Source organism: Rahnella sp. PD12R (assembly GCF_019200965.1).
GTDB lineage: Bacteria > Pseudomonadota > Gammaproteobacteria > Enterobacterales > Enterobacteriaceae > Rahnella > Rahnella laticis.
In genome coordinates this window covers 60,301-82,945 of sequence record NZ_JAHTMS010000006.1, presented here as the reverse complement: position 1 = coordinate 82,945, position 22,645 = coordinate 60,301, and the positions used below count along the sequence as shown (strand labels likewise).

General features: G+C 53.6%; 21 protein-coding genes. 8 read left to right on the top strand and 13 right to left on the bottom strand.

Annotation, left to right across the window (positions count from 1 at the left end):
- Positions 1-13: 13 nt before the first annotated feature.
- A complete protein-coding gene (locus KWG64_RS13310) occupies positions 14-3,829 on the bottom strand; it encodes a translocation/assembly module TamB domain-containing protein (RefSeq protein WP_218522156.1) in 3,816 nt (1,271 codons plus the stop codon).
- Positions 3,826-5,505, bottom strand: coding sequence for an autotransporter assembly complex family protein (locus KWG64_RS13305; protein WP_229893307.1), 1,680 nt, complete (start codon positions 5,503-5,505; stop codon positions 3,826-3,828). Before KWG64_RS13305 ends, KWG64_RS13310 begins: the two co-directional genes overlap by 4 nt.
- Before the next feature lie 325 nt (positions 5,506-5,830).
- Here KWG64_RS13305 and msrA point away from each other — a divergent pair, with 325 nt between their 5' ends.
- Positions 5,831-6,469, top strand: a complete 639-nt coding sequence (msrA, locus tag KWG64_RS13300) for a peptide-methionine (S)-S-oxide reductase MsrA (protein ID WP_195813584.1) — start codon at positions 5,831-5,833, stop codon at positions 6,467-6,469.
- Between the two features lie 228 nt (positions 6,470-6,697).
- The gene (locus tag KWG64_RS13295) at positions 6,698-8,047 is read left to right on the top strand and encodes a hemolysin family protein (RefSeq protein ID WP_152325310.1); all 1,350 of its coding nucleotides are present in this window, start codon (positions 6,698-6,700) and stop codon (positions 8,045-8,047) included.
- Between the two features lie 105 nt (positions 8,048-8,152).
- Here KWG64_RS13295 and KWG64_RS13290 read toward each other — a convergent pair whose 3' ends face one another.
- Positions 8,153-8,359, bottom strand: coding sequence for a DUF1107 domain-containing protein (locus tag KWG64_RS13290; protein ID WP_013573785.1), 207 nt, complete (start codon positions 8,357-8,359; stop codon positions 8,153-8,155).
- Between the two features lie 311 nt (positions 8,360-8,670).
- Here KWG64_RS13290 and KWG64_RS13285 point away from each other — a divergent pair, with 311 nt between their 5' ends.
- On the top strand, positions 8,671-9,228 hold the full coding sequence (locus KWG64_RS13285; RefSeq protein WP_195823952.1) for a YtfJ family protein: 558 nt from the start codon (positions 8,671-8,673) through the stop codon (positions 9,226-9,228).
- A 36-nt stretch (positions 9,229-9,264) separates the two neighbouring features.
- On the opposite strand, the gene cysQ is transcribed toward KWG64_RS13285, so the two are convergent.
- Positions 9,265-10,011 (bottom strand): 3'(2'),5'-bisphosphate nucleotidase CysQ, encoded by a 747-nt coding sequence (cysQ, locus tag KWG64_RS13280; protein WP_152325312.1) that lies wholly within the window; start codon positions 10,009-10,011, stop codon positions 9,265-9,267.
- A gap of 223 nt (positions 10,012-10,234) precedes the next feature.
- Between cysQ and KWG64_RS13275 the strand changes: the two genes are divergently transcribed.
- Positions 10,235-12,184: a bifunctional 2',3'-cyclic-nucleotide 2'-phosphodiesterase/3'-nucleotidase gene (locus tag KWG64_RS13275; RefSeq protein WP_218522155.1), complete on the top strand. Its 1,950-nt coding sequence runs from the start codon at positions 10,235-10,237 to the stop codon at positions 12,182-12,184.
- 123 nt (positions 12,185-12,307) lie between these two features.
- Positions 12,308-12,973: an iron-sulfur cluster repair protein YtfE gene (ytfE, locus tag KWG64_RS13270; protein ID WP_218522154.1), complete on the top strand. Its 666-nt coding sequence runs from the start codon at positions 12,308-12,310 to the stop codon at positions 12,971-12,973.
- 89 nt (positions 12,974-13,062) lie between these two features.
- Here the strand turns inward: ytfE and fklB are convergent, their stop codons facing one another.
- Complete coding sequence (fklB, locus tag KWG64_RS13265; RefSeq protein ID WP_095923686.1) at positions 13,063-13,683, bottom strand: FKBP-type peptidyl-prolyl cis-trans isomerase; 621 nt, start codon at positions 13,681-13,683, stop codon at positions 13,063-13,065.
- 255 nt (positions 13,684-13,938) lie between these two features.
- Between fklB and KWG64_RS13260 the strand changes: the two genes are divergently transcribed.
- Positions 13,939-14,646 carry an OapA family protein gene (locus KWG64_RS13260; RefSeq protein ID WP_218522153.1) on the top strand — a complete coding sequence of 236 codons (708 nt, stop codon included), beginning with the start codon at positions 13,939-13,941 and terminating at the stop codon, positions 14,644-14,646.
- Here the strand turns inward: KWG64_RS13260 and KWG64_RS13255 are convergent.
- From KWG64_RS13255 to yjfP, 6 genes are all read right to left on the bottom strand, one after another.
- A complete protein-coding gene (locus KWG64_RS13255) occupies positions 14,643-15,002 on the bottom strand; it encodes a DUF488 domain-containing protein (RefSeq protein ID WP_218522152.1) in 360 nt (119 codons plus the stop codon). The two genes, KWG64_RS13260 and KWG64_RS13255, sit on opposite strands and share 4 nt — an antisense overlap.
- Before the next feature lie 108 nt (positions 15,003-15,110).
- On the bottom strand, positions 15,111-15,563 hold the full coding sequence (gene rplI / locus KWG64_RS13250; protein WP_129954277.1) for a 50S ribosomal protein L9: 453 nt from the start codon (positions 15,561-15,563) through the stop codon (positions 15,111-15,113).
- 39 nt (positions 15,564-15,602) lie between these two features.
- Positions 15,603-15,830, bottom strand: coding sequence for a 30S ribosomal protein S18 (gene rpsR, locus KWG64_RS13245; RefSeq protein WP_002210155.1), 228 nt, complete (start codon positions 15,828-15,830; stop codon positions 15,603-15,605).
- Positions 15,831-15,834: 4 nt separating this feature from the next.
- Positions 15,835-16,152, bottom strand: a complete 318-nt coding sequence (gene priB, locus KWG64_RS13240; protein ID WP_101078289.1) for a primosomal replication protein N — start codon at positions 16,150-16,152, stop codon at positions 15,835-15,837.
- Between the two features lie 5 nt (positions 16,153-16,157).
- Positions 16,158-16,550 (bottom strand): 30S ribosomal protein S6, encoded by a 393-nt coding sequence (gene rpsF / locus KWG64_RS13235; RefSeq protein WP_013573776.1) that lies wholly within the window; start codon positions 16,548-16,550, stop codon positions 16,158-16,160.
- Between the two features lie 151 nt (positions 16,551-16,701).
- Positions 16,702-17,451: an esterase gene (yjfP, locus tag KWG64_RS13230; protein ID WP_218522151.1), complete on the bottom strand. Its 750-nt coding sequence runs from the start codon at positions 17,449-17,451 to the stop codon at positions 16,702-16,704.
- 281 nt (positions 17,452-17,732) lie between these two features.
- On the opposite strand from yjfP, the gene KWG64_RS13225 reads away from it, so the two are divergent.
- Both KWG64_RS13225 and bsmA read left to right on the top strand, forming a co-directional pair.
- Positions 17,733-19,682, top strand: a complete 1,950-nt coding sequence (locus tag KWG64_RS13225) for a methyl-accepting chemotaxis protein (protein WP_218522150.1) — start codon at positions 17,733-17,735, stop codon at positions 19,680-19,682.
- Positions 19,683-19,777: 95 nt separating this feature from the next.
- Entirely contained in the window at positions 19,778-20,089 is a 312-nt protein-coding gene (gene bsmA, locus KWG64_RS13220; protein ID WP_218522149.1) for a biofilm peroxide resistance protein BsmA, read from the top strand.
- Here the strand turns inward: bsmA and KWG64_RS13215 are convergent, their stop codons facing one another.
- Complete coding sequence (locus KWG64_RS13215) at positions 20,090-21,721, bottom strand: isovaleryl-CoA dehydrogenase (RefSeq protein WP_218522148.1); 1,632 nt, start codon at positions 21,719-21,721, stop codon at positions 20,090-20,092.
- Between the two features lie 137 nt (positions 21,722-21,858).
- The gene (rlmB, locus tag KWG64_RS13210) at positions 21,859-22,602 is read right to left on the bottom strand and encodes a 23S rRNA (guanosine(2251)-2'-O)-methyltransferase RlmB (RefSeq protein ID WP_014411562.1); all 744 of its coding nucleotides are present in this window, start codon (positions 22,600-22,602) and stop codon (positions 21,859-21,861) included.
- Positions 22,603-22,645 lie beyond the last annotated feature (43 nt).

Genomic DNA, 22,645 nt, shown 5'->3' with positions numbered 1-22,645 from the left:
AAAGTCACATGAATTAAAACTCAAACTGATAGAGCAAATCCAATGCCTGATCGATGCCCGATACAGCCTGCAGGTAAAGCTTCGGCATCAACCGATAGCGCAATGTCAGGGTTGCCAGCGAGTCAAATATCCCGACACCATATTTCACCTGTAAACCCGGTAAAACATAGCCACTGACCACGACCTGAGAACTGTCTCCCACGCCCTGAGTATCCAGCGCCAGATTGCTGACGCCAAATGCCTCGCCGATTTTACCCACAAGTTTACCACTTTGCGCAACCCCTAACCCGATAAGAGCTGAGGTCATTGCGCCGCTGTCACCGCCAGAATTGTCTAATCCTTGCCCGCGAAGCAGGTAGGACAAGGCTTCCTGCTGCGACATCGCCGGATCTGAGAATATTTCAAGTTTAGGTGCATCGGCCTCGCCGGTAACGCGTAAACCGGCCACAACGTCATTTTCTGTCGCTTCAGGGTTACGGATAGCTTCCAGATTCAGCAGTGGCTGGTCCGCCGGTCCGGAGAATAACAGCTGACCCTTGCGCACAATTAAGTCCTGACCGTACGCATGGAAACGCCCGGACGGAATATTAATTTGCCCGTTCAGACCTAACCCGCGACTGTCCTGCGCCACTTTCAGCGCGCCTTCCAGACGCGCTTTCAGGCCAAACGCGTCCAGACGCACATCCGGGCCGATATTGACCATCAGATTGCTGTTGATAGGAATCGAAGCCGAAACCGGCGCGATAGGCTGACGCTGATCGTTAAGCATCACTTCATCCGACGAAACGCCCACGGCGCTTTCCGGCAGTTCCTGCACGGTAATGCGCGCCCACGGAATATCGACGGTGCCGTTGAGGGAGAACAATTGCGGCGTGGCGTCAAACACCAGGTCCGGCGAAACATCCAGCCGCACCATCGGCGGAACCGAAACGCGGACTTTATTCCCGCGCGCGGCAATACGGGCGCGCCAGGCGTTGATTTCGCTCCAGTCGGCGTTACCGTTCAGCTCCAGCTGACCCTGAGCGGTTTTGATGACGCCTTCCATAATCGACGACATGCCGTTGAAGTTGATGTTGATATTGGCATCCGTGATATCAAACGGCATAAATTGCCCGTCGAAATCGACGCCAGTCAGCGCCAGTTTGCCGAAGACCTGCGGTTTTTGCGCATCACCGCCCAACCGCAGATTCGCATTCAGGATGCCGGAGGCTTTCTCGCCATCCATCAGAGCGGGTTGCAGCAATGCCATAGAAACACGGGCGATATTCACGTTCCCGCTGAGATTACGTTTCCCTTGCGGATCGGCGATCTGGATATTGCCGTCGAGCTGGCCGTTGTTGGCAATTTTGATCAGCCAGTCGAGATTTGCCCGCCCATTGTTCAGCCCGGCATTCAGATTCAGCGTATCGAACGCGACCGGCAGCGGATTTCCCTGCACCAGTTGCTGCACTTTGACGCCTTTGCCCACCAGCGAAACGCTGGCCTGCGGCAGACCGCCTTCGGCTTTCCAGCTCACGTCGGCTTTTCCGCTGAATGTTCCGCTCAGTTGCGTATCGTCAGTGAGGAAAGGTTTGATCATCGCCAGATCAAAGCGGTTTAGCACCACGCTGGCCTGCCCGCTGGCACCGGCATCAATGGTTTTCGGTACACACAGATCTGCATTAGGATTCTGCCAGCAGTGTGGCCCGACGGTGATCCGCTGCTCTTTATTGAAATAATCCAGCGCGATAGAACGGTTCAGACGCCATTGCCCGACGGGTGTATCAAACGACGTATTGTTGATATTGCCTTTCCATTCTTCGGTTGCCCGGTCAAAACTGCCGGTCAGCGCCAGGCGCCCCGAGACCGGTTTGCCCTCCACTTTCAGCGTCAGCTGATGTTGCTTTTCATTGCCTTTGGCTTCCAGATTGATATCCGAAATATCCAGCGCATCCTGTTTAAGCTGCTGGACGCGCACGGCAAGATTGCCCTGAATCTGATCGGTAGAACTGACGTCGCCCTTCACATCCACGCGATTCACCGTCAGCGCCTGCCATTTCAGGCCAGTGGCAGTCAAATCGGCCAGCAACTTCGGCGCTTTCAGATCACCGCGCAGTTGCAGCATCCCTTTCACCACGCCGCCCAGCCCCGGCAATGCGCCATCAAGATGCGGCGCATCCACTTTAGCGTCCAGATTCCAGGTATCGCTGAGCTTGCCTTTCACGTCCAGATTATTGCGACCCAGCTCAAGGTGCAACTGAGGAATATCCCACTGGCCATAACTGTTTCCGCGTACGTTGCCCTGCGCTTTGACTGCGTTTTGTTTGACGTTACCGGTCAGATCCAGCAACGGAACCTGCATCTGCCACGTGCCGCCATACAGGCTGCCGCGCGTGGTAATTTTACCCTGCAACTTCGCAGGCCAGTCCGGCCACTGTCTGGCGGTGTTAATCCCCGTCAGCTTCAGTTCGCTGTTCCAGCTTATTGCTTTGCTCCAGTCGACGACGCCGGTCAGGTCTGTATTCCCTTCCAGCGCCGTCAGGCGCAGCAAGGTCAGTTTGAATTGCTCCACGTTCCCTTTACCGTCAACGGTCAGCGTGGCGGGCGGGATCTGATCGCCTTTGAAATCAGAACGCAGCGAAAGCGCATAATCCGTCGCTTTGCCGCTGAAATTCAGTTTGAAGCCTTTCACCTGATACTGCGGCGTGCCGGTCAGCGGCCACTGCAACGCATCGCTGCTGAGTTTCAGATCCAGCGGCAGTCCGGCTTCCGCCAGCTGAGTCTGCAACGCCAGCTGAGCACGCACCGGGCCGGAAAGGTTCAGCCCAACATCGAGTTTGTCGCGCAGACCACCGGCGATTTTGAGTTTGATCTTCTCGCCTTTGAGGGGATCGAGATTCACGGCGGTGTTGACCGTCATATCCACCGGCCAGTTTTGATTCAGCGTTGCCTGCCCGATGCCGTCCAGCGAACCCTGTGGCGACCGCACCTGCAATTTATCGAGCTTAACGATCTGATTTTGCGTACTGGCTTTCAGTTCGAAACGGGTGATGAGCACATCGGTGTCACCGGTCAGGCGCAGGTTTTCACCGAGAATTTGCTGAATTTCGAGATCGACTGGCAGACGGAAATCCGGTAATTCAGGCAGCAGCGGTTTGGCAAACAGCTCCTGTAAGGTTTCACCCAGTGGCTTTTCAGGTACGACAACGGCCGGTTCTGCCGGTTTTCCGGTGGCCTTTTCGACCGCTTTGTCCTGCGCCGCCTGAACAACTTCCGGTAACGGATTGACCGGCGTTTTCGGCAAGGCAATCAGCAACCCACCGATGTGCGTTGGCATCAGCTGAATCGCCCGCCCTTCCCAGTGCGCGCCGGTGCGGAATGACGCCAGAGAAATCGCCCGGTCATCGAGCGTCACGTTGATATTATCCAGCGTCAGCACGCGCAGCGTAATCGGATATGGCGTACTGAGATTGGTCAGCGGCTCGCTGTTTTCTGGCTGAGGTTGCTCTGCCGCCGGCGTCATTTCTTTGGTGTTCACCACCACATTGACGTCTTTCACGCGGAGCGCGTTCACGCACAGCGCGCTGTTTTTCAGGCACGAAAAATCGAGCGAAAGATGGAATTCTCCCGCTTTCACGTCAACACCCGGCATTTCGTAATGCACGCCTTTAAGGGTCAGATCGCGCCATCCGCCTTCGGTGCTGGCGATATTCAGCCCCGGCACGAAGCGGTTCGCGCCATTGATCATCAGATGCAGACCGGTTTGCGTACCGACTAAAAACGCCACCAGACTGATGATCAGCAGCAGGAAGATCAGGAAACCCAGGCAGATTTTCTTAAATAAACTCATAATTCCGGACCTAAACCGATGTAGAACTGCAATCCATGCTCATCTTTGTCGCCAACGGGGGCGGCAACGTCTAATTTCACCGGGCCGATCGGTGAAGCCCAGCGCACGCCTACGCCCGCACCGGTTTTGAAATCATTCTGCGTGATGTCGTTCACCGCTTCGCCGGAATCGACAAACACCGCGCCCCACCATTTTCCGGTCACGTTGTACTGATATTCCACCGAACCGGTGCCCAGATACGAGGCGCCCGTCAGTTTGCCGTCATCATCGCGCGGGGAAATGGATTTGTATTTGTAACCACGAATGCTGCGGTCGCCACCGGCGAAGAATCGCAGGGACGGCGGCACGCGCTCGAAGTCATTAGTTTCAATCCAGCCCAGATTGCCGCGGAATACGAAACGATGTTTTTCGGCCAGCGTGCGGATCCAGACGTTCTGCGCCTGAATCACGGCGAAATCGACGTCCGAGCCCCAGGTAGTATCCGAGACATCCAGAGAATAACGTTGGGAATCGCCCCAGGTCGGCATCAGTCCGCCGCGCTGACGCGTACGGTTCAGGCTCACACCCGGATAAATCAGCATCGTCGTGTTGGTGACGCTACCTTGGGTAAAGTGGTCGAGGCTCCAGCGCAGGTTAACAGCGTGCTGCCAGCCGCTGGACAAATCCCAGTAACGGGCCAGATTCACCGTGGTGGAATCGGAGTTGGTGTCGTTCAGGTCTTCACGTTTGAAGCCGCCCTGAACCAGGTAATACTGTTCGAGCGGAGATTTCAGCAGCGGGATTTTATAGCTAAGATCCAGCGACTGTTCAGGGCCGGAAAGCGTCGTGGAGGTTTCAAAGCTCTGACCGCGATCGTTAACCCACGGTTTTTTCCAGTTAGCCGTCAGACGCGGACCGATATCCGTGGAAAAGCCGACACCGGTTTCGATCGTATTTTCGGTACGCGGTGACACCAGCGCATTCAGCGGCAGCGTTTTTGTGGCTTTGGCATCAGTAAAATCTGGTGACACAACGACTGAGTTAAACCAGCCGGTAGCGGACAAGCGGCGGTTAAGCTCGGCCAGTTGCGCAGACGTGTAATAATCACCCGGCTTAAATGGCACCAGATTTTGCAGATATTCATCGCGGATTTGCGAGCCCTGATAATGAACGCCGCCAAAGCGATAGCGGTCACCGCTGTCGAACTGGATATCCCAGAACGCTTTGTGTTCATCTTCAATCACGCCCAGCTGGCTTTTGCGCATATTGGCATCGAAGTACCCTTTGCGCACGGCCTCGCCGGTCAGAGAACTTTTAAAACTGTCGTAGGTGCCGTGGTTCAGAATGGTGCCTACCGCAGGAACCTGCTCTTTCTTCAGTTTCTCAAACTCATCATCTTTGGCCGCCTGCCCTTCAATGACGACATTCGTGCCAGCGATTTTTACCGGCGTACCCGGTGTCACTTTGGCAATCAATACCGGGCGGCCCGGCGGAGGGGTTTCGCGGTAATCGAAATCGATTGTTGGCGAATAATAGCCTAATGGCCGCAACCCCTGCTCAATGGCGGCGCTGACACGCGCGCGAAACCGCCCGTTAGCCCCGACTTCATCACTTTGAATTGAAGATAAGCGAACGCGAACGTTCCTTTCCAAATCGCCATCCAGGCCTTCCAGCTGCAAACGCACTTTCGCTGCCATGGAGAGTGAGGGGGCCAGCAGTACACATAACAAACCCAGTTCACGATATCGTGGCACACGCACTCCTGCTAATTTTGCTTTCCTGTTAAAAAATTCGTTACCCGTCGGGGTTGTTCTGCTCGTTCCTGGCAGATTCATCTTTCCAAAGTCAGATGACAGCATTTTAGTGCTAATCCTCTGAAAATGTTCAACGACGAAGCAACGTTCCCCGTATTGTGTGCAAAGACGCAATCAGATACAACTAAGAGTGGCCTGTTGGTCACTGATATTCACTAAGACCTTTTGTTACAAACCTTGTTCATTAAAGCAACAACTGGAGTTTTCCGTGGTGCAACTTTCCGATAAAGCGCAGCCCGTCAGTCATGAGGATGCGTTACCTGGCCGTACAACCCCGATGCCGGTTGCAACGATTCACGCAGTAAACGGTCATTCAATGACGCATGTGCCTGATAATATGGAAGTCGCCATCTTTGCGATGGGCTGTTTCTGGGGCGTTGAGCGTTTATTCTGGCAGCAGGATGGGGTTTACAGCACAGCCTCCGGTTACAGCGGCGGTTTCACACCGAACCCGACATACCGCGAAGTATGTACCGGCCAGACCGGCCATGCCGAAGTTGTCCGCGTGGTGTTTGATCCGGCGGTTATCAGCTACGCGAAGCTGCTGCAAATTTTCTGGGAGAATCACGATCCGGCTCAGGGAATGCGTCAGGGCGGCGATATCGGGACACAATATCGCTCTGCTTTGTATGTGCTGAGCGCAGACCAGCAGGATCAGGCGCTGGCCAGTCTGGCGAGCTTCCAGCAGGCGATGGATGACGCGAACGATAAGCGCACCATCACCACGGAAATTGCCGAAGCCCTGCCGTTTTATTATGCAGAAGACGATCATCAGCAATATCTGTATAAAAACCCGGAAGGCTATTGCGGATTAGGCGGCATCGGCGTCTGTTTACCGCCGCAATAATGCGGGATTTTTAAGCGCTGGCGGCAGTCTCAGTGCTGCTGCTATACTATGCGGGTCACAAATGTGGCCCTTTAAAACTATTTCTGGCAATTATCTTTGTTTTTCATCCTTACGCTTTTTTCTTATGAACTGCTTTTTACGGCTTCATTTAAAAAGATGTTCTTTTAAGCAACAAAAATAATGAGAGCCTTTCCCTGCCGGTTTACCCCGGTGTTAAACGGATAGATTATGTTAAACAGTATTTTACTGATTCTTTTACTCATCGCGATCAGTGCATTTTTCTCGCTGTCAGAGATATCGCTGGCGGCTTCCCGCAAAATCAAACTTAAACAGTTGGCAGACGAAGGAGACGTCAATGCCGCACGCGTAATGAAATTACAGGAAACCCCTGGCCTGTTCTTTACGGTGGTTCAGATCGGCCTGAATGCCGTCGCCATCCTCGGTGGTATCGTCGGCGATGCCGCGTTCTCCCCCGCTTTCCAGACTTTCTTTGTTCGCTTTATGTCGCCTGAACTGGCGGATCAAATCAGTTTCATCTGCTCATTCGCACTGGTCACCAGCCTGTTTATTCTGTTTGCTGACCTTACGCCGAAGCGCATCGGTATGATTTCACCTGAGTCGGTTGCCGTCCGTATAGTCAACCCGATGCGTTTCTGTCTGATGATTTGCCGCCCGATGGTCTGGTTCTTTAACGGCATGGCGAACATGATTTTCCGTCTGTTCAAACTGCCGATGGTGCGTAATGACGACATTACGACTGACGACATTTATGCCGTGTTTGAAGCTGGTGCGCTGGCTGGTGTGCTGCGTAAACAGGAACATGAGCTGATTGAAAACGTATTTGAACTCGAATCGCGTACCGTTCCGTCGTCCATGACCTCGCGTGAAAGCGTGATCTATTTTGACCTGCGCGAAAGCGAAGAAAGTATTAAAGAGAAAATCGCCACGCATCCGCATTCCAAATTTTTGGTCTGCGATGGTCATATCGATCAGGTCGTCGGCTACGTCGATTCCAAAGATTTACTGAACCGCGTGCTGGGCAATCAGAGCCTGATGCTGAGCAGCGGCGTGCAAATCCGTAATGCGCTGATTGTGCCGGATACCCTGACGCTTTCCGAAGCGCTGGAAAGCTTCAAAGCGGCGGGCGAAGATTTCGCGGTGATCCTCAACGAATACGCGCTGGTGGTGGGCATTATCACCCTCAATGACGTGATGACTACGCTGATGGGCGACCTTGTGGGTCAGGGCATGGAAGAACAGATTGTGGCCCGTGACGAGCATTCATGGCTGATTGAAGGCGGTACGCCAATTGAAGATGTCATGCGCGTGCTGCATATCGAAGAATTCCCGCAGTCCGGCAACTATGAAACCATCGGGGGCTTCATGATGTTCATGTTGCGTAAAATTCCAAAGCGTACGGATTTTGTGAAATTTGCCGGTTATAAATTTGAAGTGGTGGATATCGACAGCTACAAAATTGATCAGTTGCTGGTGACCCGGATTATCGATCAGCCTGCTGCTCCGCTGCTGCCAAAAACGCCGCAGGAAATTAAAGACGAGAAGAAAGCACAGGCGTAGCGCCATTCGTTCTTTGTTCTCCGGAAAGACAAACGGCCCCAAAAGGGGCCGTTGTTGTTTGCGCAAGCTGCTCGCAAAAGGCGGCAGCGACAACGCGCAGGGCTGTCAGCCCATTTCCGCCTGCAGGTGCGTCACCTGGCGGTTAACTTCAGACATCACGCTGAAATGGCGCTTATCCCGGACCTTTGGCAACAGAATTTTGCCTTGGTCAAACTCGAACGCGCCGACGTCTTTAATATACAAACGCCCACGAAACAGTGTCTTGACGTACTTTGCGACTTTCATCGGATTGTAACGCTGGAAGATTCTCATTTTTCTACTTTTCTCCGTTAAATCACTGCATGCACCAGCCACGTCGCAAGGCGACAGATACTGGGGCAGAAAAAGGTCGATTGCAGTGAAGAGACCTATAACATAGCAGGGCAGTCAGGTATTGCCAGTGTATTTAACTGCTTTTACATTGCTTTTCAGTATTGTCTTAAGTCTTGACGCTAAATGGCAGTATAACCCTGCTTTATGTGGCAATTTTGTAACCAGCAACACAAATTTAACAACCCAACAGGACAGACCACTTGGGCGATCCTATGATGGAGTGGACTGTTCTTTTGCGCCCCGGAGAATCTATGCTTTTAAGAAGTCTTTTAGTGATCACTTTTATGACATTTTCGCTTTTTGCATCCGCCCACAATTTCACTGTCGGGCAGCGCGTGGCTCCCGTCGGCGTAGACGATAAAGGCGAGCTTAATGACGTCAATGACCAGTTCAGCTACAGCAAATGGAACAGCGCGAAATTGCCGGGCAAAGTCCGCATCGTGCAGCACATGGCGGGCAGAAGCAGCGCCAAAGCGCTCAATGAACCGCTGATCACCGCCATCCGCGCCGCAAACTTGCCGCACGATCGTTACCAGACCACCACTATCGTTAACACTGACGACGCAATCATCGGCACAGGCCTGTTCGTGCGTAAAAGCATTGAAAGCGGCAAGCGTGAATTCCCGTGGTCACAGGTGATTGTCGACAGCAACGGAGCGGTGAAAAAAGCATGGGAGCTGCAACCGGAAAGTTCAGCGGTTGTCGTGCTGGATAAAAATGGCGTGATCAAATTTGCCAAAGACGGGCAACTGACGCCGCAGGAAGTGCAGCAGGTGATTACTCTGGTGGATCAGCTGGTGAAAGCGTAATAAAGAAAACCCCGGCGTAAAACCGGGGTTTTAATATCAGAAGAGAGAAACCCGGAAGCCCGGATTCAGGAAAGACTCACGCGGTGTATACGTCAGCGTCTGCCCTTTCCAGTCATGCACCTGCGCACCGGCGGCCAGCGCCACGGCGTGCCCGGCGCCAGTATCCCAAATATTGGTCGGCCCGAAGCGCGGATAAAGCTGCGCAGAACCTTCAGCCACCAGGCAGAATTTCAGCGATGAGCCGATAGCCACGGTCTGATGTTCGCCCAGCTGCGCCAGATAGTCCTGCAATTCCGGGTCATTACTGAAATGCGAGCGACTCACAACCACCAGCGGCGGATGCGCTTCGAGCACCTGAATCTGCCGGCGTTCGCCCTGATCTTCCTTCCACGCCTTGCCTTCGGCTGCGCTGTACATCACCCGGGTCACCGGTACATACACCACGCCCAGCACCGGAACACCGTCTTCGATCAGCGCGATATTCACAGTGAATTCACCGTTACGCTTCAGGAATTCTTTGGTGCCGTCCAGCGGATCGACCAGCCAGTAACGCGTCCATGTCTGGCGCTCGCTCCAGCTTTGCGGATCCTCTTCCGACAACATAGGCGTTTGCGGATCCAGCTTTTGCAAACCGGCCTTAATCACGTTATGCGCCGCAATGTCAGCCGCCGTGACCGGTGAATCATCTTTTTTATGACGCGCATCGAGCGGCTGCTCGCCATCATAGACTGCCATAATGGCATCGCCCGCCTCGCGCGCTAACTGACAAATTTGCTCTAACATCATTTACCTCAATGCTTTGATTCTCATTTCTCAAGCCTAGTTTTTTTTACCATGAATAGCCATCCCGTAATGTTACCGGGCCAGCGTATTGACGGTGTAAAGACGTCATAAAGTTGTTACAACTCACATTTATTTATGACAACTGATTACATTCTCAGCAAATTTTGAGATATATATCCGGTTTTTCTTTTCCGGGCGTCGCCCGTTCTCTGGAGGCAAGGCAATGAATAAGCGTCATCTGACGTTATCCCTGTTGGCTACGCTGGTCGCAGCATCTGCGGGCGCGGCACAGGTGGATCTGCGCATCATGGAAACCACGGACCTGCACAGCAACATGATGGACTTCGATTACTACAAAGATAAGCCGACGGACAAATTCGGGTTAGTGCGCACTGCCAGCCTGATCCACGCCGCGCGAAACGAAGTGACCAACTCCGTGTTAGTCGATAATGGCGACATCATTCAGGGCAGCCCGCTGGGCGACTATATGGCAGCAAAAGGGCTGAAACAGGGCGATATTCATCCCGTTTATCTGGCCATGAACACGCTGGATTACGCGGTCGGCAACCTGGGGAATCACGAGTTTAACTACGGCCTTGATTATCTGAAAAAAGCGCTGGCCGGGGCGAAATTCCCTTACGTAAATGCCAACGTCATCGACGACAAAACCGGCAAACCGCTGTTCTCGCCTTTCCTGATTACCGACAACGCGGTAAAAGATCGCGACGGCAAAACGCATAATCTGCGCATCGGTTATATCGGGTTTGTTCCGCCGCAAATCATGGTCTGGGACAAAGCAAATTTGCAGGGCAAAGTCACCGTTGCGGATATTACCGAGACCGCCAAAAAATGGATCCCGGAGATGCGTAAACAGGGCGCGGACATCATTGTCGCCATCCCCCACTCCGGTCTGTCCGGCGATCCGTACAAAGCCATGGCTGAAAACTCGGTGTATTACCTGAGCCAGGTGAAAGGTATCGACGCCATTATGTTCGGTCACGCGCACGCCGTATTCCCGAGCGAAGAATTCGCCAATATTAAAGGCGCTGACATCAAACAGGGGACGCTGAATGGCATTCCTGCGGTGATGCCGGGCATGTGGGGCGACCATCTGGGCGTAGTCGATATGGTCTTAAATAACGACGGTGGCGGCTGGAAAGTGGAAACCGCAAAGGCAGAAGCGCGTCCGATCTATGACAAAGCGCAGAAGAAATCGCTGGCCGCTGAAGATCAGGATCTGGTGAAAGTCCTCGCGCCTTCACATGACGCGACACGAGAATTTGTCAGCAAGCCCATCGGCAAATCGAACGATAACATGTATAGCTATCTGGCGCTGGTACAGGACGATCCGACGGTGCAAATCGTCAACAATGCACAAAAAGCCTATACCGAACACTTCATTCAGGGCGATCCGGATTTAGCGAATCTGCCGGTATTATCCGCTGCCGCGCCGTTCAAAGTGGGCGGACGTAAAAACGATCCGGCCAGCTATGTCGAGGTGGAAAAGGGCGAACTGACCTTCCGTAATGCCGCAGATTTGTATCTTTATCCAAATACGCTGGTGGTGATGAAAGTCACCGGGCAGGAAGTGAAAGACTGGCTGGAATGCTCCGCCGGGCAGTTTAATCAGATTGATGTGAACAGCACTAAGCCACAGTCGCTGATTAACTGGGACGGATTCCGTACCTATAACTTCGACGTGATAGATGGCGTGAATTATCAGATTGATGTCAGCCAGCCGGCGAAATATGACGGCGAATGTACGCTCATCAACAAAGATGCTGAGCGCATTAAAAATCTGACGTTCAACGGTAAGCCTATCGATCTGAAAGCGACTTTCCTGGTCGCTACAAACAACTACCGTGCCTACGGCGGAAAATTCGCGGGCACCGGCGATAAACACATTGCCTTCGCGTCGCCGGATGAAAACCGGTCTGTGGTTGCAGCATATATCAGCGCGGAAACCAAAAAACACGGTGCGGTTACGCCAACAGCCGACAACAACTGGAAGCTGGCAACAATTAAAGCGCCGCAGCCGCTGGATATCCGCTTCGAGACATCGCCGGGCGAAAAGGCCGCGGCCTTCATTAAATCTCATGCGCAGTATCCGGTCACCGCCAAAGGGCCGGACGATATCGGCTTCGAGGTTTATCAGGTCGATTTGCAAAAATAGCCTTTCACTCAACGCTCCTCAGGGAGCGTTTTTTCTTTCTGTACTTCCTTTGAGCTATAGCCTTGCCTTAAACATGCATTTACAATGCATGTTATAAATACCTTCATTTAACGAGGCTTCATCATGGACTATCGCGACCAACCTCTTGGCGCTCTGGCCGTTGCCATTCCGCGCGCAACCCGTCTTTTTCGTCAGTATGATCTGGATTTCTGCTGTGGTGGCAAACAAACGCTTCTGCGCGCCGTAACCAAAAAAGAGCTGGATATTGATGCGATCGAACAGCAACTTGCTGAAATTGCACAGCAACCGGACACTTCTACAGACTGGAAAACCGCGCCGCTGGCAGAGATCATCGATTTCATTATTCCGCGTTATCACGATCGTCACCGTCAGGAATTGCCGGAGCTGGTGCTGATGGCGGATAAAGTCGAACGCGTTCACGGTGACAAACTGCCCTGCCCGCACGGTCTGGCAGTTCAGCTGCAACTGATCCTCGACGAACTGACCCAGCACATGATGAAAGAAGAACAGATCCTTTTCCCGATGATCCGCGGCGGTATGGGCCGTCAGGCCGCCGGTCCGATTTCAGTGATGGAACGTGAGCATGATGATGCGGGCGATATTCTGGAAGAGATCAAACGACTGACCAATAACGTGACGCCGCCGGAAGGCGCCTGTGTCACCTGGCGTGCGCTGTATGCCGGGATTAACGAGTTCATCACCGACCTGATGGAACATATTCATCTGGAAAATAATCTGCTGTTCCCGCGTGCATTACGCGGCGAGTAATTCCGATTTTCGAAAGCGACATTCCGTCAAAGTCAAAGATGAAAAAAGGGCGCAAATGCGCCCTTTTCGTTTCTGGTTTCCGCGAGGAATTACAGAATTTCTAACAGCTCAACTTCAAAGACCAGCGCGCTGTATGGAGGGATGGAAGCACCCGCACCACGTTCGCCGTAAGCCAGGTTATGAGGGATGTACAGTTCCCATTTAGAACCCACTGGCATCAGAGTCAGTGCTTCAATCCAGCCAGCAATCACGCCGTTAACCGGGAATTCAGCCGGCTCGCCACGCTGTACGGAGCTGTCGAACACAGTGCCGTCGATCAGTTTACCGGTGTAATGAACACGTACGCGGTCCTGACGGCCCGGGATAGTGCCTTCGCCCTGAGTAATCACAGAGAATTGCAGACCGGATTCGGTGCTGCTTACGCCTTCGCGCTGTGCATTGGCAGCCAGGAATTCCTGACCCTGAACGGCCAGGGCTTCCTGACGTTCACGACGAACAGCATCAGCACGTTCGTGGACTTCACGCAGTGCGCGGTGAACCACATCAACAGGAACGGCTGGCGTATTCCCTTCCAGCGCGTCACGTAAGCCTGCCAGCAGTGCGTCAGGCTCTAAGCCTTGCAAACCTGATTCCTGCAACTGTTGACCGACCTGCAGGCCGATACCGTAACTTGCCTGCGCTTCTACGCTGTCAAATGAAGGGGTAGTCATGAATTTTCCTTAGCTCTTAAAAATGTCGAACGCGCAGCATAGCAGCGCAACGCTTTTGGGTAAAATTCTCTGTGAGGCAACTTGACGCCTGACGCAGTTCCTTCCACTTTTCGATAAATTTTTCGTATTTGCCGCTATTTAACACATCGTTTGGGTGATATTTATGCTTTGCCCCTTTCCGCATCAAGCAGTTAAACGGCTATACTAGGCAGCAACAGGCAGTCGAAATTGTGACAGTGAAAAAGAGAGGTTGTCATGGGCAGAATCCCGCCCAGGAGAAGGAAAGCCGTCCGTATTTATCAACCCATGTTGAGATCCTGGATTGCCATTATGAAAAGGCCGATGCAAGACACGACAGCGCAAACTGAAAACGAAGAGGAAGAAAACGTCGGGCAAACCGGTCGCGCTTCTTCTGCGGTGGCGAAAAGCAAAACGCTGCTCAGCAAAATCTGGCATATGAGCGACGATTTCCACTGGATGTCGCCCCTGCCTTATGCGCACCGCCGTGGCATGATTATCAGTGTACTGGTGATCCTTCTGGCACTGCTCTGGCCTTATACGCCGGAAAATACTTACGCGCCTTCGCAACCGCAGCAGCCGACCAGCATTCCTATGCAGGCCGATTTGCGTAACGATCAGGGCCGGACCACGCAAATGGCGGAACCGGACCCGGTACAGCCGCAGGTGAACGACAGCACCGGCACCTGGCGCAATTATCAGGTTCAGTCAGGCCAGACGCTGGCTCAGCTGTTCCGCGATAATAATATGGCCGTGAATGATGTATTCGCGATGGCGCGCGTTGAAGGCGCTGATAAACCGCTGAGCACGCTCAAAACGGGTCAGCAGGTGAAGATTCAGCGCGATGCGCAGGGCGTGGTCACCGCATTACAGGTGACGACGGATCAGAATGTGACGGTGACGTTTACGCGTCAGCCGGACGGCAGTTTCCAGCGCGGCGGTTAAGTGTTGAGCTTTTCATGTAGAAACTCCCGCAGCACGACGGCCTGATTATGGTGTACGTCTTTGCTGCCAAACAGCAGGGTCAGTGAATGGCCTTGCTGCACTATCTCCAGTAATTCCTTCCAGTGCTCACTGGCTTCAAGCTGCTGACGATAACGTGCGGCGAACGCATCCCACTGGTCGGTGTGATGATGAAACCACTGGCGCAGCTCAGTTTCCGGTGCCACCTCTTTGAGCCAGACGACGCCCTGCAATCTTTCTTTGCTGATGCCCCGCGGCCATAAACGATCCGTCAGATAACAATATTGCTGTGCCGGACCGTGGAAATCGTAAACGCGCTGAAGAGTAATGTCTGCCATCGAATCGCTCCATGAATGAATGCCTTTTCAGACTAGCGTATTTTCCCGGACGCAGAAAAGCAAAACGCCGGCACAAGGCCGGCGTTTTACAGGTTAACTGCAGCGTTATTACGCTTCAGCAACCACAACTACGTTCAGTTTAGCGAATACGTCGCTGTGTACCTGGAACTCAACTTCGTGTTCACCAGTGGTACGCAGAACGCCATTCGGCAAACGAACTTCGCTTTTAGCAACTTCAACACCAGCAGCAGTTACTGCATCAGCGATATCGCGAGTACCGATAGAGCCGAACAGTTTGCCTTCGTCGCCTGATTTAGACGCGATGGTTACTGAACCCAGTTCGTTGATTTTAGTTGCGCGAGCTTCAGCAGCGGACAGAACGTCAGCCAGTTTAGCTTCCAGCTCTGCACGGCGTGCTTCGAAAAATTCAACGTTTTTCTTGGTAGCAGGAACAGCTTTGCCCTGTGGTACCAGGAAGTTACGAGCGTAGCCCGCTTTAACGTTAACTTGATCACCCAGGCTGCCCAGGTTTGCTACTTTATCAAGCAGAATAACTTGCATTACCTTATCCTCTCAGAGTCGTTAATTGACAGTTGCCGATTACTGATGACGATCAGTGTATGGCAACAGAGAAAGGTAGCGTGCGCGCTTGATGCAACGAGCGAGCTGACGCTGGTATTTTGCACGAGTACCGGTAATACGGCTCGGGACAATTTTACCGCTTTCGGTAATGTAGTTTTTCAGCGTAGCGATGTCTTTGTAATCAATCTCTACAACGCCTTCCGCGGTGAAACGGCAGAACTTGCGACGACGGAAATAACGTGCCATTAGGCTAGTCTCCAGAATCTATCAAATCAATCTGCTCGGCATGTAACACCACTTTATTCAGTCCATTGCGCCCTTGATGGCAACTAATGAATCCGGTAACAGTGAGTTGCGTGCCGACCGTTATACTGTGAGTTAATGCTTGTGACGCTTGTCCGCTGACAACGATGGGCATTCTGCACCATGCTTGTCGGCTAAATCCGGCTTCCTGCTGCTGCGAGCGGTGCTCAAGCACAAACTGGCAGTGAGGAATGCCCGAAGGACTGACTTTACGAATGGGGGTCTTGCACACAGTGCCTGACAACACCAGACGATTCGCCGTCACGGCAATTACTCTTCAGAATCCCCAGCTTCAGCATCATCGTTAGCTTCAGCAAAGTCTTCACGGCGATCACGACGTTCGTCTTTTGCTTTAACCATTGGAGATGCTTCAGTTACCGCGTGTTTAGTACGCATAACCATGCTACGGATAACGGCGTCGTTGAAGCGGAAGTTAGTTTCCAGCTCATCGATCGCTTCCTGCGGAGCTTCAACGTTCAGCAGAACGTAGTGAGCTTTGTGCAGTTTGTTGATCGGGTAAGCCAGTTGACGGCGGCCCCAGTCTTCCAGACGGTGAATCTGACCAGCAGCGTTAGTGATTACTGCACTGTAACGCTCGATCATGCCCGGAACCTGTTCGCTTTGGTCAGGGTGAACCATAAAAACGATTTCGTAATGACGCATCGAATTGCTCCTTACGGATTATTCAGCCTCCTGTCAGGGTCAACCGCGGCCCATGGAAGCAAGGAACGTGTTTGTTGTGCGGTCGAAAAAATGACGCGCAATTATATGTACAGCCTGTGGGAAACTCAAGGAGAAAGGTAGATTAATTTCTCTACAGCTTTGCGGTGAAGAATGCCGTACTCTTCGCCAGCGCATTAACCGACACTTTATGCTTCGCTTGCGCTTCAGAAATGAACGTCAGGTTCGCATCCGCACCATTCTCTGCAAGTTCCTGCCGCAGGCGCTGACTTTCGCCGAACGGGACGACATCATCCTGTTCGCCATGCCAGACAAACAACGGTTTACCGGCAATTAAAGCCGCTTTTCCGCTGAAATCCAGGCTGAGTAACGGTGCAAATTCGCGTTCAAACGCGTGGCGTTGCGCGGAGTCTTGCGTGTCATAAGCCGGAAAAAGAAAGTGCGATAATGTTGAAAAATAACCGGAACCCATCAGATTCGCCGCCACTTTCACCCACGGGAATTTGACCAGCGCGGCCATCGTCGTCATTCCGCCCATCGATACGCCGCCGACGCCTAATCTTTCAGGATCCGCCAGCCCTTTGCCGACAAAGTGATCTTTCAGCACGAGCAACTCTTCGACGTTGCCCTGCAAAATGCCCCAGAAATTCGCCAGCAGCCGGGCTTCATCGCCATCCGCGCGTGCGCCATGAAGGCGGGCGTCGGGCAAAATAACGCGAAAACCGGCCTTCGCCAGCGTGTAACCAAAATAGGAGTAAATTTCTTTCGACGAGGTAAAACCGTGATAGAAAAATATCGTCGGGAGCTTCTGCTGATATTGCCCGGCAGGAACGGCGTGAATAACCTGGATCCCGTCAATATTTTCTTCGTACATCTCAACCATCGGATACTCCCTTTACGCTTTTTGGCAAATGAGTTTGGCTTCCGTCTGCTTTTCATTTTACTGGCCTGCCGCCCGCCGGCCACAACCTTTTTCGTATGATTTATAACCATTTACCGGAGTGAAAGTAAAACCAGCCATTTTCACCTAATTCAAATTCACACATTGAGGATAATTTCATTGATTTAGATCAATTTTATATGAAATAACTGGTTACATTTGAACATTAATCCTTTCCCGTTTGCCGCCGTTAGTGCGCTATCAGAAGCAAACGGAAAAACACCATGAAAACGGCATCAAAACGCTCATTTCGCCGCTGGAGCATAGGCGCAAAACTGGCCAGTATCGCTTCGCTGCTGGTCGGCACCCTGTTTATTATTTTCACTTTGTCACTGACCCACTCTGCCGGCAGACAGGTCAACGCACTGGCCGTTAACGCCATTTCAGAACAGGTGACCGGCGTCGTTGACATGATTGAGATGTATAACGCCAGCCTGAATGCCGAAGTGGACAGCTACACGCGCCTGTTCAGCCATTTTCTGCCGGAGAATTTCGAGCTGGATACCGCCAGCCCGGTGATGATCGGCAGTGAGTCTGCCCCCGTGATTAAAGCAGGCGGCAATCCCCTGAACCTTGATACGCGGATCCCCGATGATTTCCTTGCGCGCACCGGCGCGATCTCTACGGTTTTCGCCCGCCGCGGCGACGACTTTATCCGCGTGACGACTTCGCTGAAAAAGCAGGATGGCACCCGTGCCATCGGGACGCTGCTCGACAACACCAGCCCGGCATATGCACGGATTATGGTCGGACAATCTTTCAGCGGCCTCGCGACGTTATTCGGCAAAAAATACATCACCAAATATCAGCCGGTGCGTGACGCTCAGGGCAGTGTGATTGGCATTTTGTTCGTCGGTGTGGATATCACGCAGGAGTACGCGGATATGCGCTCCAAAATTTCATCCAAACGCATCGGGGAGAAAGGTTATTTCTTTGTGCTCAACAGCGCGCCGGGGAAAGATCTCGGCAAGTATCTGGTGCACTCCACGGATGAAGGCAAAACCCCGGCGTGGCCGGACGGCGAGTTGCAGCAGGTGATGTCACAACCGCATGGAGAACGCGAGTACACCGATCCGGCCAGCCAGCATCAGCAATTTATTGTCTACGCCAATGTCCCGGCGTGGCATTGGGTCGTCGTGGGCAGTACCGACAAAGACAGTCTGATGGAACAGGTTAACAGCACGCGTAACCGTTTCCTGATGATCAGCCTTCTGGCGCTGGCGTTGTTCGCCGCGCTCTTTATCGGGCTGACGCGAAAACTGGTCAGCCGCCCGCTCAGCGACGTTGTGCTGATTGCCCAGCAATATGCCAGCGGTGATTTGCGTGCCCGCGCGCAGACGCAACGCGTCGATGAGATTGGTTCCCTGATGCACGCCATTGATGGTATCGGCCACGGCCTGGAGAAAATTGTCGGCGAAGTGCGCCAGGTGTCTTCTGAAATTATGACCAATACGCACGGGCTGGCGCACGACAGCGATCAGATCAATCAGCAGATTGGCACGCAGGCGAGCAGTCTTGAAGAAACCTCGGCCAGTATGGAGCAAATTACCGCCACCGTGCAGAACACCGCAGACAACGCCTCACAGGCAACGCAACTGGTGCAACAAACAGATAAAGCCGCCACGATTGGCGCGGATGCGGTGAATCAGTCCGTCGAAAGCATGGAAGCCATCAAACATGCCTCAACGCGTATCGCGGATATCACCACGGTCATCGAAGGCATCGCTTTCCAGACCAACATTCTGGCGCTGAACGCCGCCGTGGAAGCCGCCAGAGCCGGTGAACACGGGCGCGGATTTGCAGTGGTTGCCGCCGAAGTCCGGGCGCTGGCACAACGCAGTTCGAATGCAGTAAAAGAGATTGAAAATCTGGTCGCCGATTCCCTGAGCAAAGTCGAAGACGGCCATCAGAGCGCAGCCAAAACGCAGGCCAATATGAGCGATATTCTTGCCGGGATCCGTCAGGTCAAAGTACTGATGAGTGACATTGACGTGGCTTCGCACGAGCAGTCTTCAGGGATTTCGCAGGTCAATATTGCCATCATGCAGATTGGTAAAGCGACGCAGGAGAACGCCACGCTGGTGGAAAATTCCCGCCAAACCGCTGCGGCGCTCAGCGAACAGGGGCGTCACCTTTCGCAGCTGGTGAGCGTGTTTAAAATTTCCGAAAGATAAGACGTGCGTCGCGCGGTAATAAACTCCGCACAGACTCGCCAGCACACCGGTGAAAGGGCTACACTCAGACTATCGCCCTTTTACCGGATATCACGATGAAATCCCTCCGAATCTCCGCCGCGCTGCTGTTGCTGGCTGCGCTCAGCGGTTGCAGCAACGTCATGCAAACAACGCCTGTTCCTCCGCCCGCGCCGACGGCAAAAGCACAGGAAATTACCCGCGCCCAGACGTCAACGCTGACCAAAATCGGCAGCATTACTGCCGAAGCTATTGGCAGCCCGATGGACGTCGAAGCGGAAATCCGGCGCAAAGCCACCGCGGCGGGCGCACATTATTACGTCATCATGTTTAACAGCGAAACCATTGTGCCCGGCCGCTGGTATTCTCAGGCCACGCTTTACCGCTAATTATTCAGCGCCGATCGCGCGATTGATCAGCAACTGACACAGACGTTCCGGCAGCAATGTTTCACCGCGTGGATCCAGCACCATCCGGCACCACGCGTCTGCCATTGGCGGCGAAGCGAATTCCAGCATCTGCGTGGCCGCCAGCAGGTTAAACAATTGCCCTGTCAGCCAGCGCCCCTGCGCTTCTTCCGGTGTCCGCAGCCGTTGCAGAAACTGGCGTGAAGCGCGGTCGAAAATCCGGTTTTGTCCGCGCGCCTGATGCAGCAGGTGTTGCAGCATTTCTCCGCTGGCGGGCAGCTTTTTGAGGGTTCTCAGCATGTCGAGGCACATCACGTTCCCGGAACCTTCCCAGATGCTGTTTACCGGCATTTCGCGGTACAAACGCGGCAACTCGCTGTCTTCGCAATACCCGATCCCGCCCAGCGCCTCCATCGCTTCCGCCACAAAAGGCATGCCCTGACGGCATACTTCAAACTTCGCGGCGGGCGTCAGCAGGCGGCACAAAACCTGCTCAGTTGGATTATCGCGGGCACCGGTCGCAGCGCCCAGGCGCATCAGTAGCATGGTTTGCCCTTCCAGATGCAGGGCCATCCGGCTCAGCGTCTGGCGCATCAGCGGCTGTTCAATCAGCGGCTTGCCGAAAACCTGCCGCTGGAAGGCGTGATACAGCGCCACGGATAAAGCCCGGCGCATCATGGCGTGGCTGCCCAGCGCGCAGTCAAAACGCGTATGCCCGCCCATTTTCAGGATATGGCGGATCCCTTCGCCCTCTTCGCCCAGCAGCCAGCCCGTCGCATCCTGAAACTCTACTTCGCTGCTGGCATTCGAGCGGTTACCAAGTTTGTCTTTCAGGCGTTCAATACGGATGGCATTTCGCGAGCCGTCCGGCAAAACCCGTGGCAGAAAGAAGCAGGAAAGCCCGCCGCCGGCCTGCGCCAGCACCAGATGCGCATCGCTTTGCGGCATAGAGAAAAACCATTTATGGCCGGTCAGATGATACGGTTTTCCACTGCCACGGCCTTCCGGCGCAACCGCCCGCGTGGTGTTGCTGAGCACGTCAGAACCGCCCTGCTTTTCGGTCATGCCCATGCCAATCAGCACACCTTTTTTCTGATCGCCGGGCTGCAAATGCGGATCATAACGGTCAGACAACAGTGGTTTCAGCCAGCTGCGAAATTCCGCAGGCAGATATTGTTGTAAAAGAGGAATTGAACCGAAAGTCATCGTCACCGGGCAAAGTGTTCCGGCCTCAACCTGAGCATGCAGGATAAATCGCGCCGCCCGCGCCACGGCGGAACCGATACGGGCATCTTCCTGCCACGGTAAATTATGCACGCGGTTGGCAACCAGCCCCTGCATCAGCAAGTGCCAGGCCGGGTGGAAACGGACATCGTCAAGCCGCTCCCCTGTGGTGTCATAACGCAGAAGATCGGGTGGATTCGCATTCGCCAGCCGTCCGAGCTCCAGCGATTCGGCAGAGCCCAGCTGCTGCCCTAAAGAGGCCAGCACGTCATTGTCCCAGCCCGCCTGCTGACGTGAAACAGCTTCGCGCAGCGGCGTATCGGAGAGGAATAAATTGCTGTTACTCAACGGTTTGGGCTGATTGAAAACCCGGTGTGTTTCCCAGTTCATCGCCTGCTCCCTTTCAAAAGGATGAGGTATCAGTATGGTAAAAAGCGGGGAATTAACAGGCGCGCAGATCACAAAGGCAGAAATGCAAACGGGAGCCCGAAGGCTCCCGTTTTATGGCATGAAATCAGAAACTGAAATCAGCTTTTTTTCAAACCGCGCTGACGTACCGCTTCGAACAAACAAACGCCGGTCGCGACAGACACGTTCAGGGAAGACACGCTGCCCGCCATCGGAATGCTGATCAGTTCGTCGCAATGTTCACGGGTCAGACGGCGCATACCTTCGCCCTCTGCGCCCATCACCAGCGCCATCGGGCCGGTCATTTTGCTCTGGAACAGGTCATGATCCGCTTCGCCAGCCGTGCCGACGATCCAGACGTTATGTTCCTGCAATACACGTAAAGTACGCGCCAGATTGGTCACGTTGATCAACGGCACATTTTCTGCTGCGCCGCTGGCCACTTTTTTGGCTGTCGCGTTCAGTTTTGCAGAACGGTCACGCGGAACGATAACGGCATGAACACCGGCCGCATCAGCGGTACGCAGGCAGGCACCGAGGTTATGCGGGTCAGTTACGCCGTCCAGCACCAGCAGGAACGGGCAATCGAGGCTTTCCAGCAGCGCAGGCAGATCGTTTTCCTGATACTGGCGGCCTTCGCGCACGCGGGCAATAATTCCCTGATGCACGGCACCTTCGGATTTCTCATCCAGCCACTGGCGGCTCGCCACCTGGATAACAATGCCGCTGGCTTCCAGCTCGTCGATCAGCGGTTTCAGACGTTTGTCGTCACGACCTTTCAGGATGAAGACTTCCAGAAAGCGCTGGGGATCGTTGTCGAGTAAAGCTTTAACGGAATGAATACCGTAGATAATTTCGCTCATGATGCTCTTTAAAATAGACTTGCGGACAGCATGCTGTCCGCAA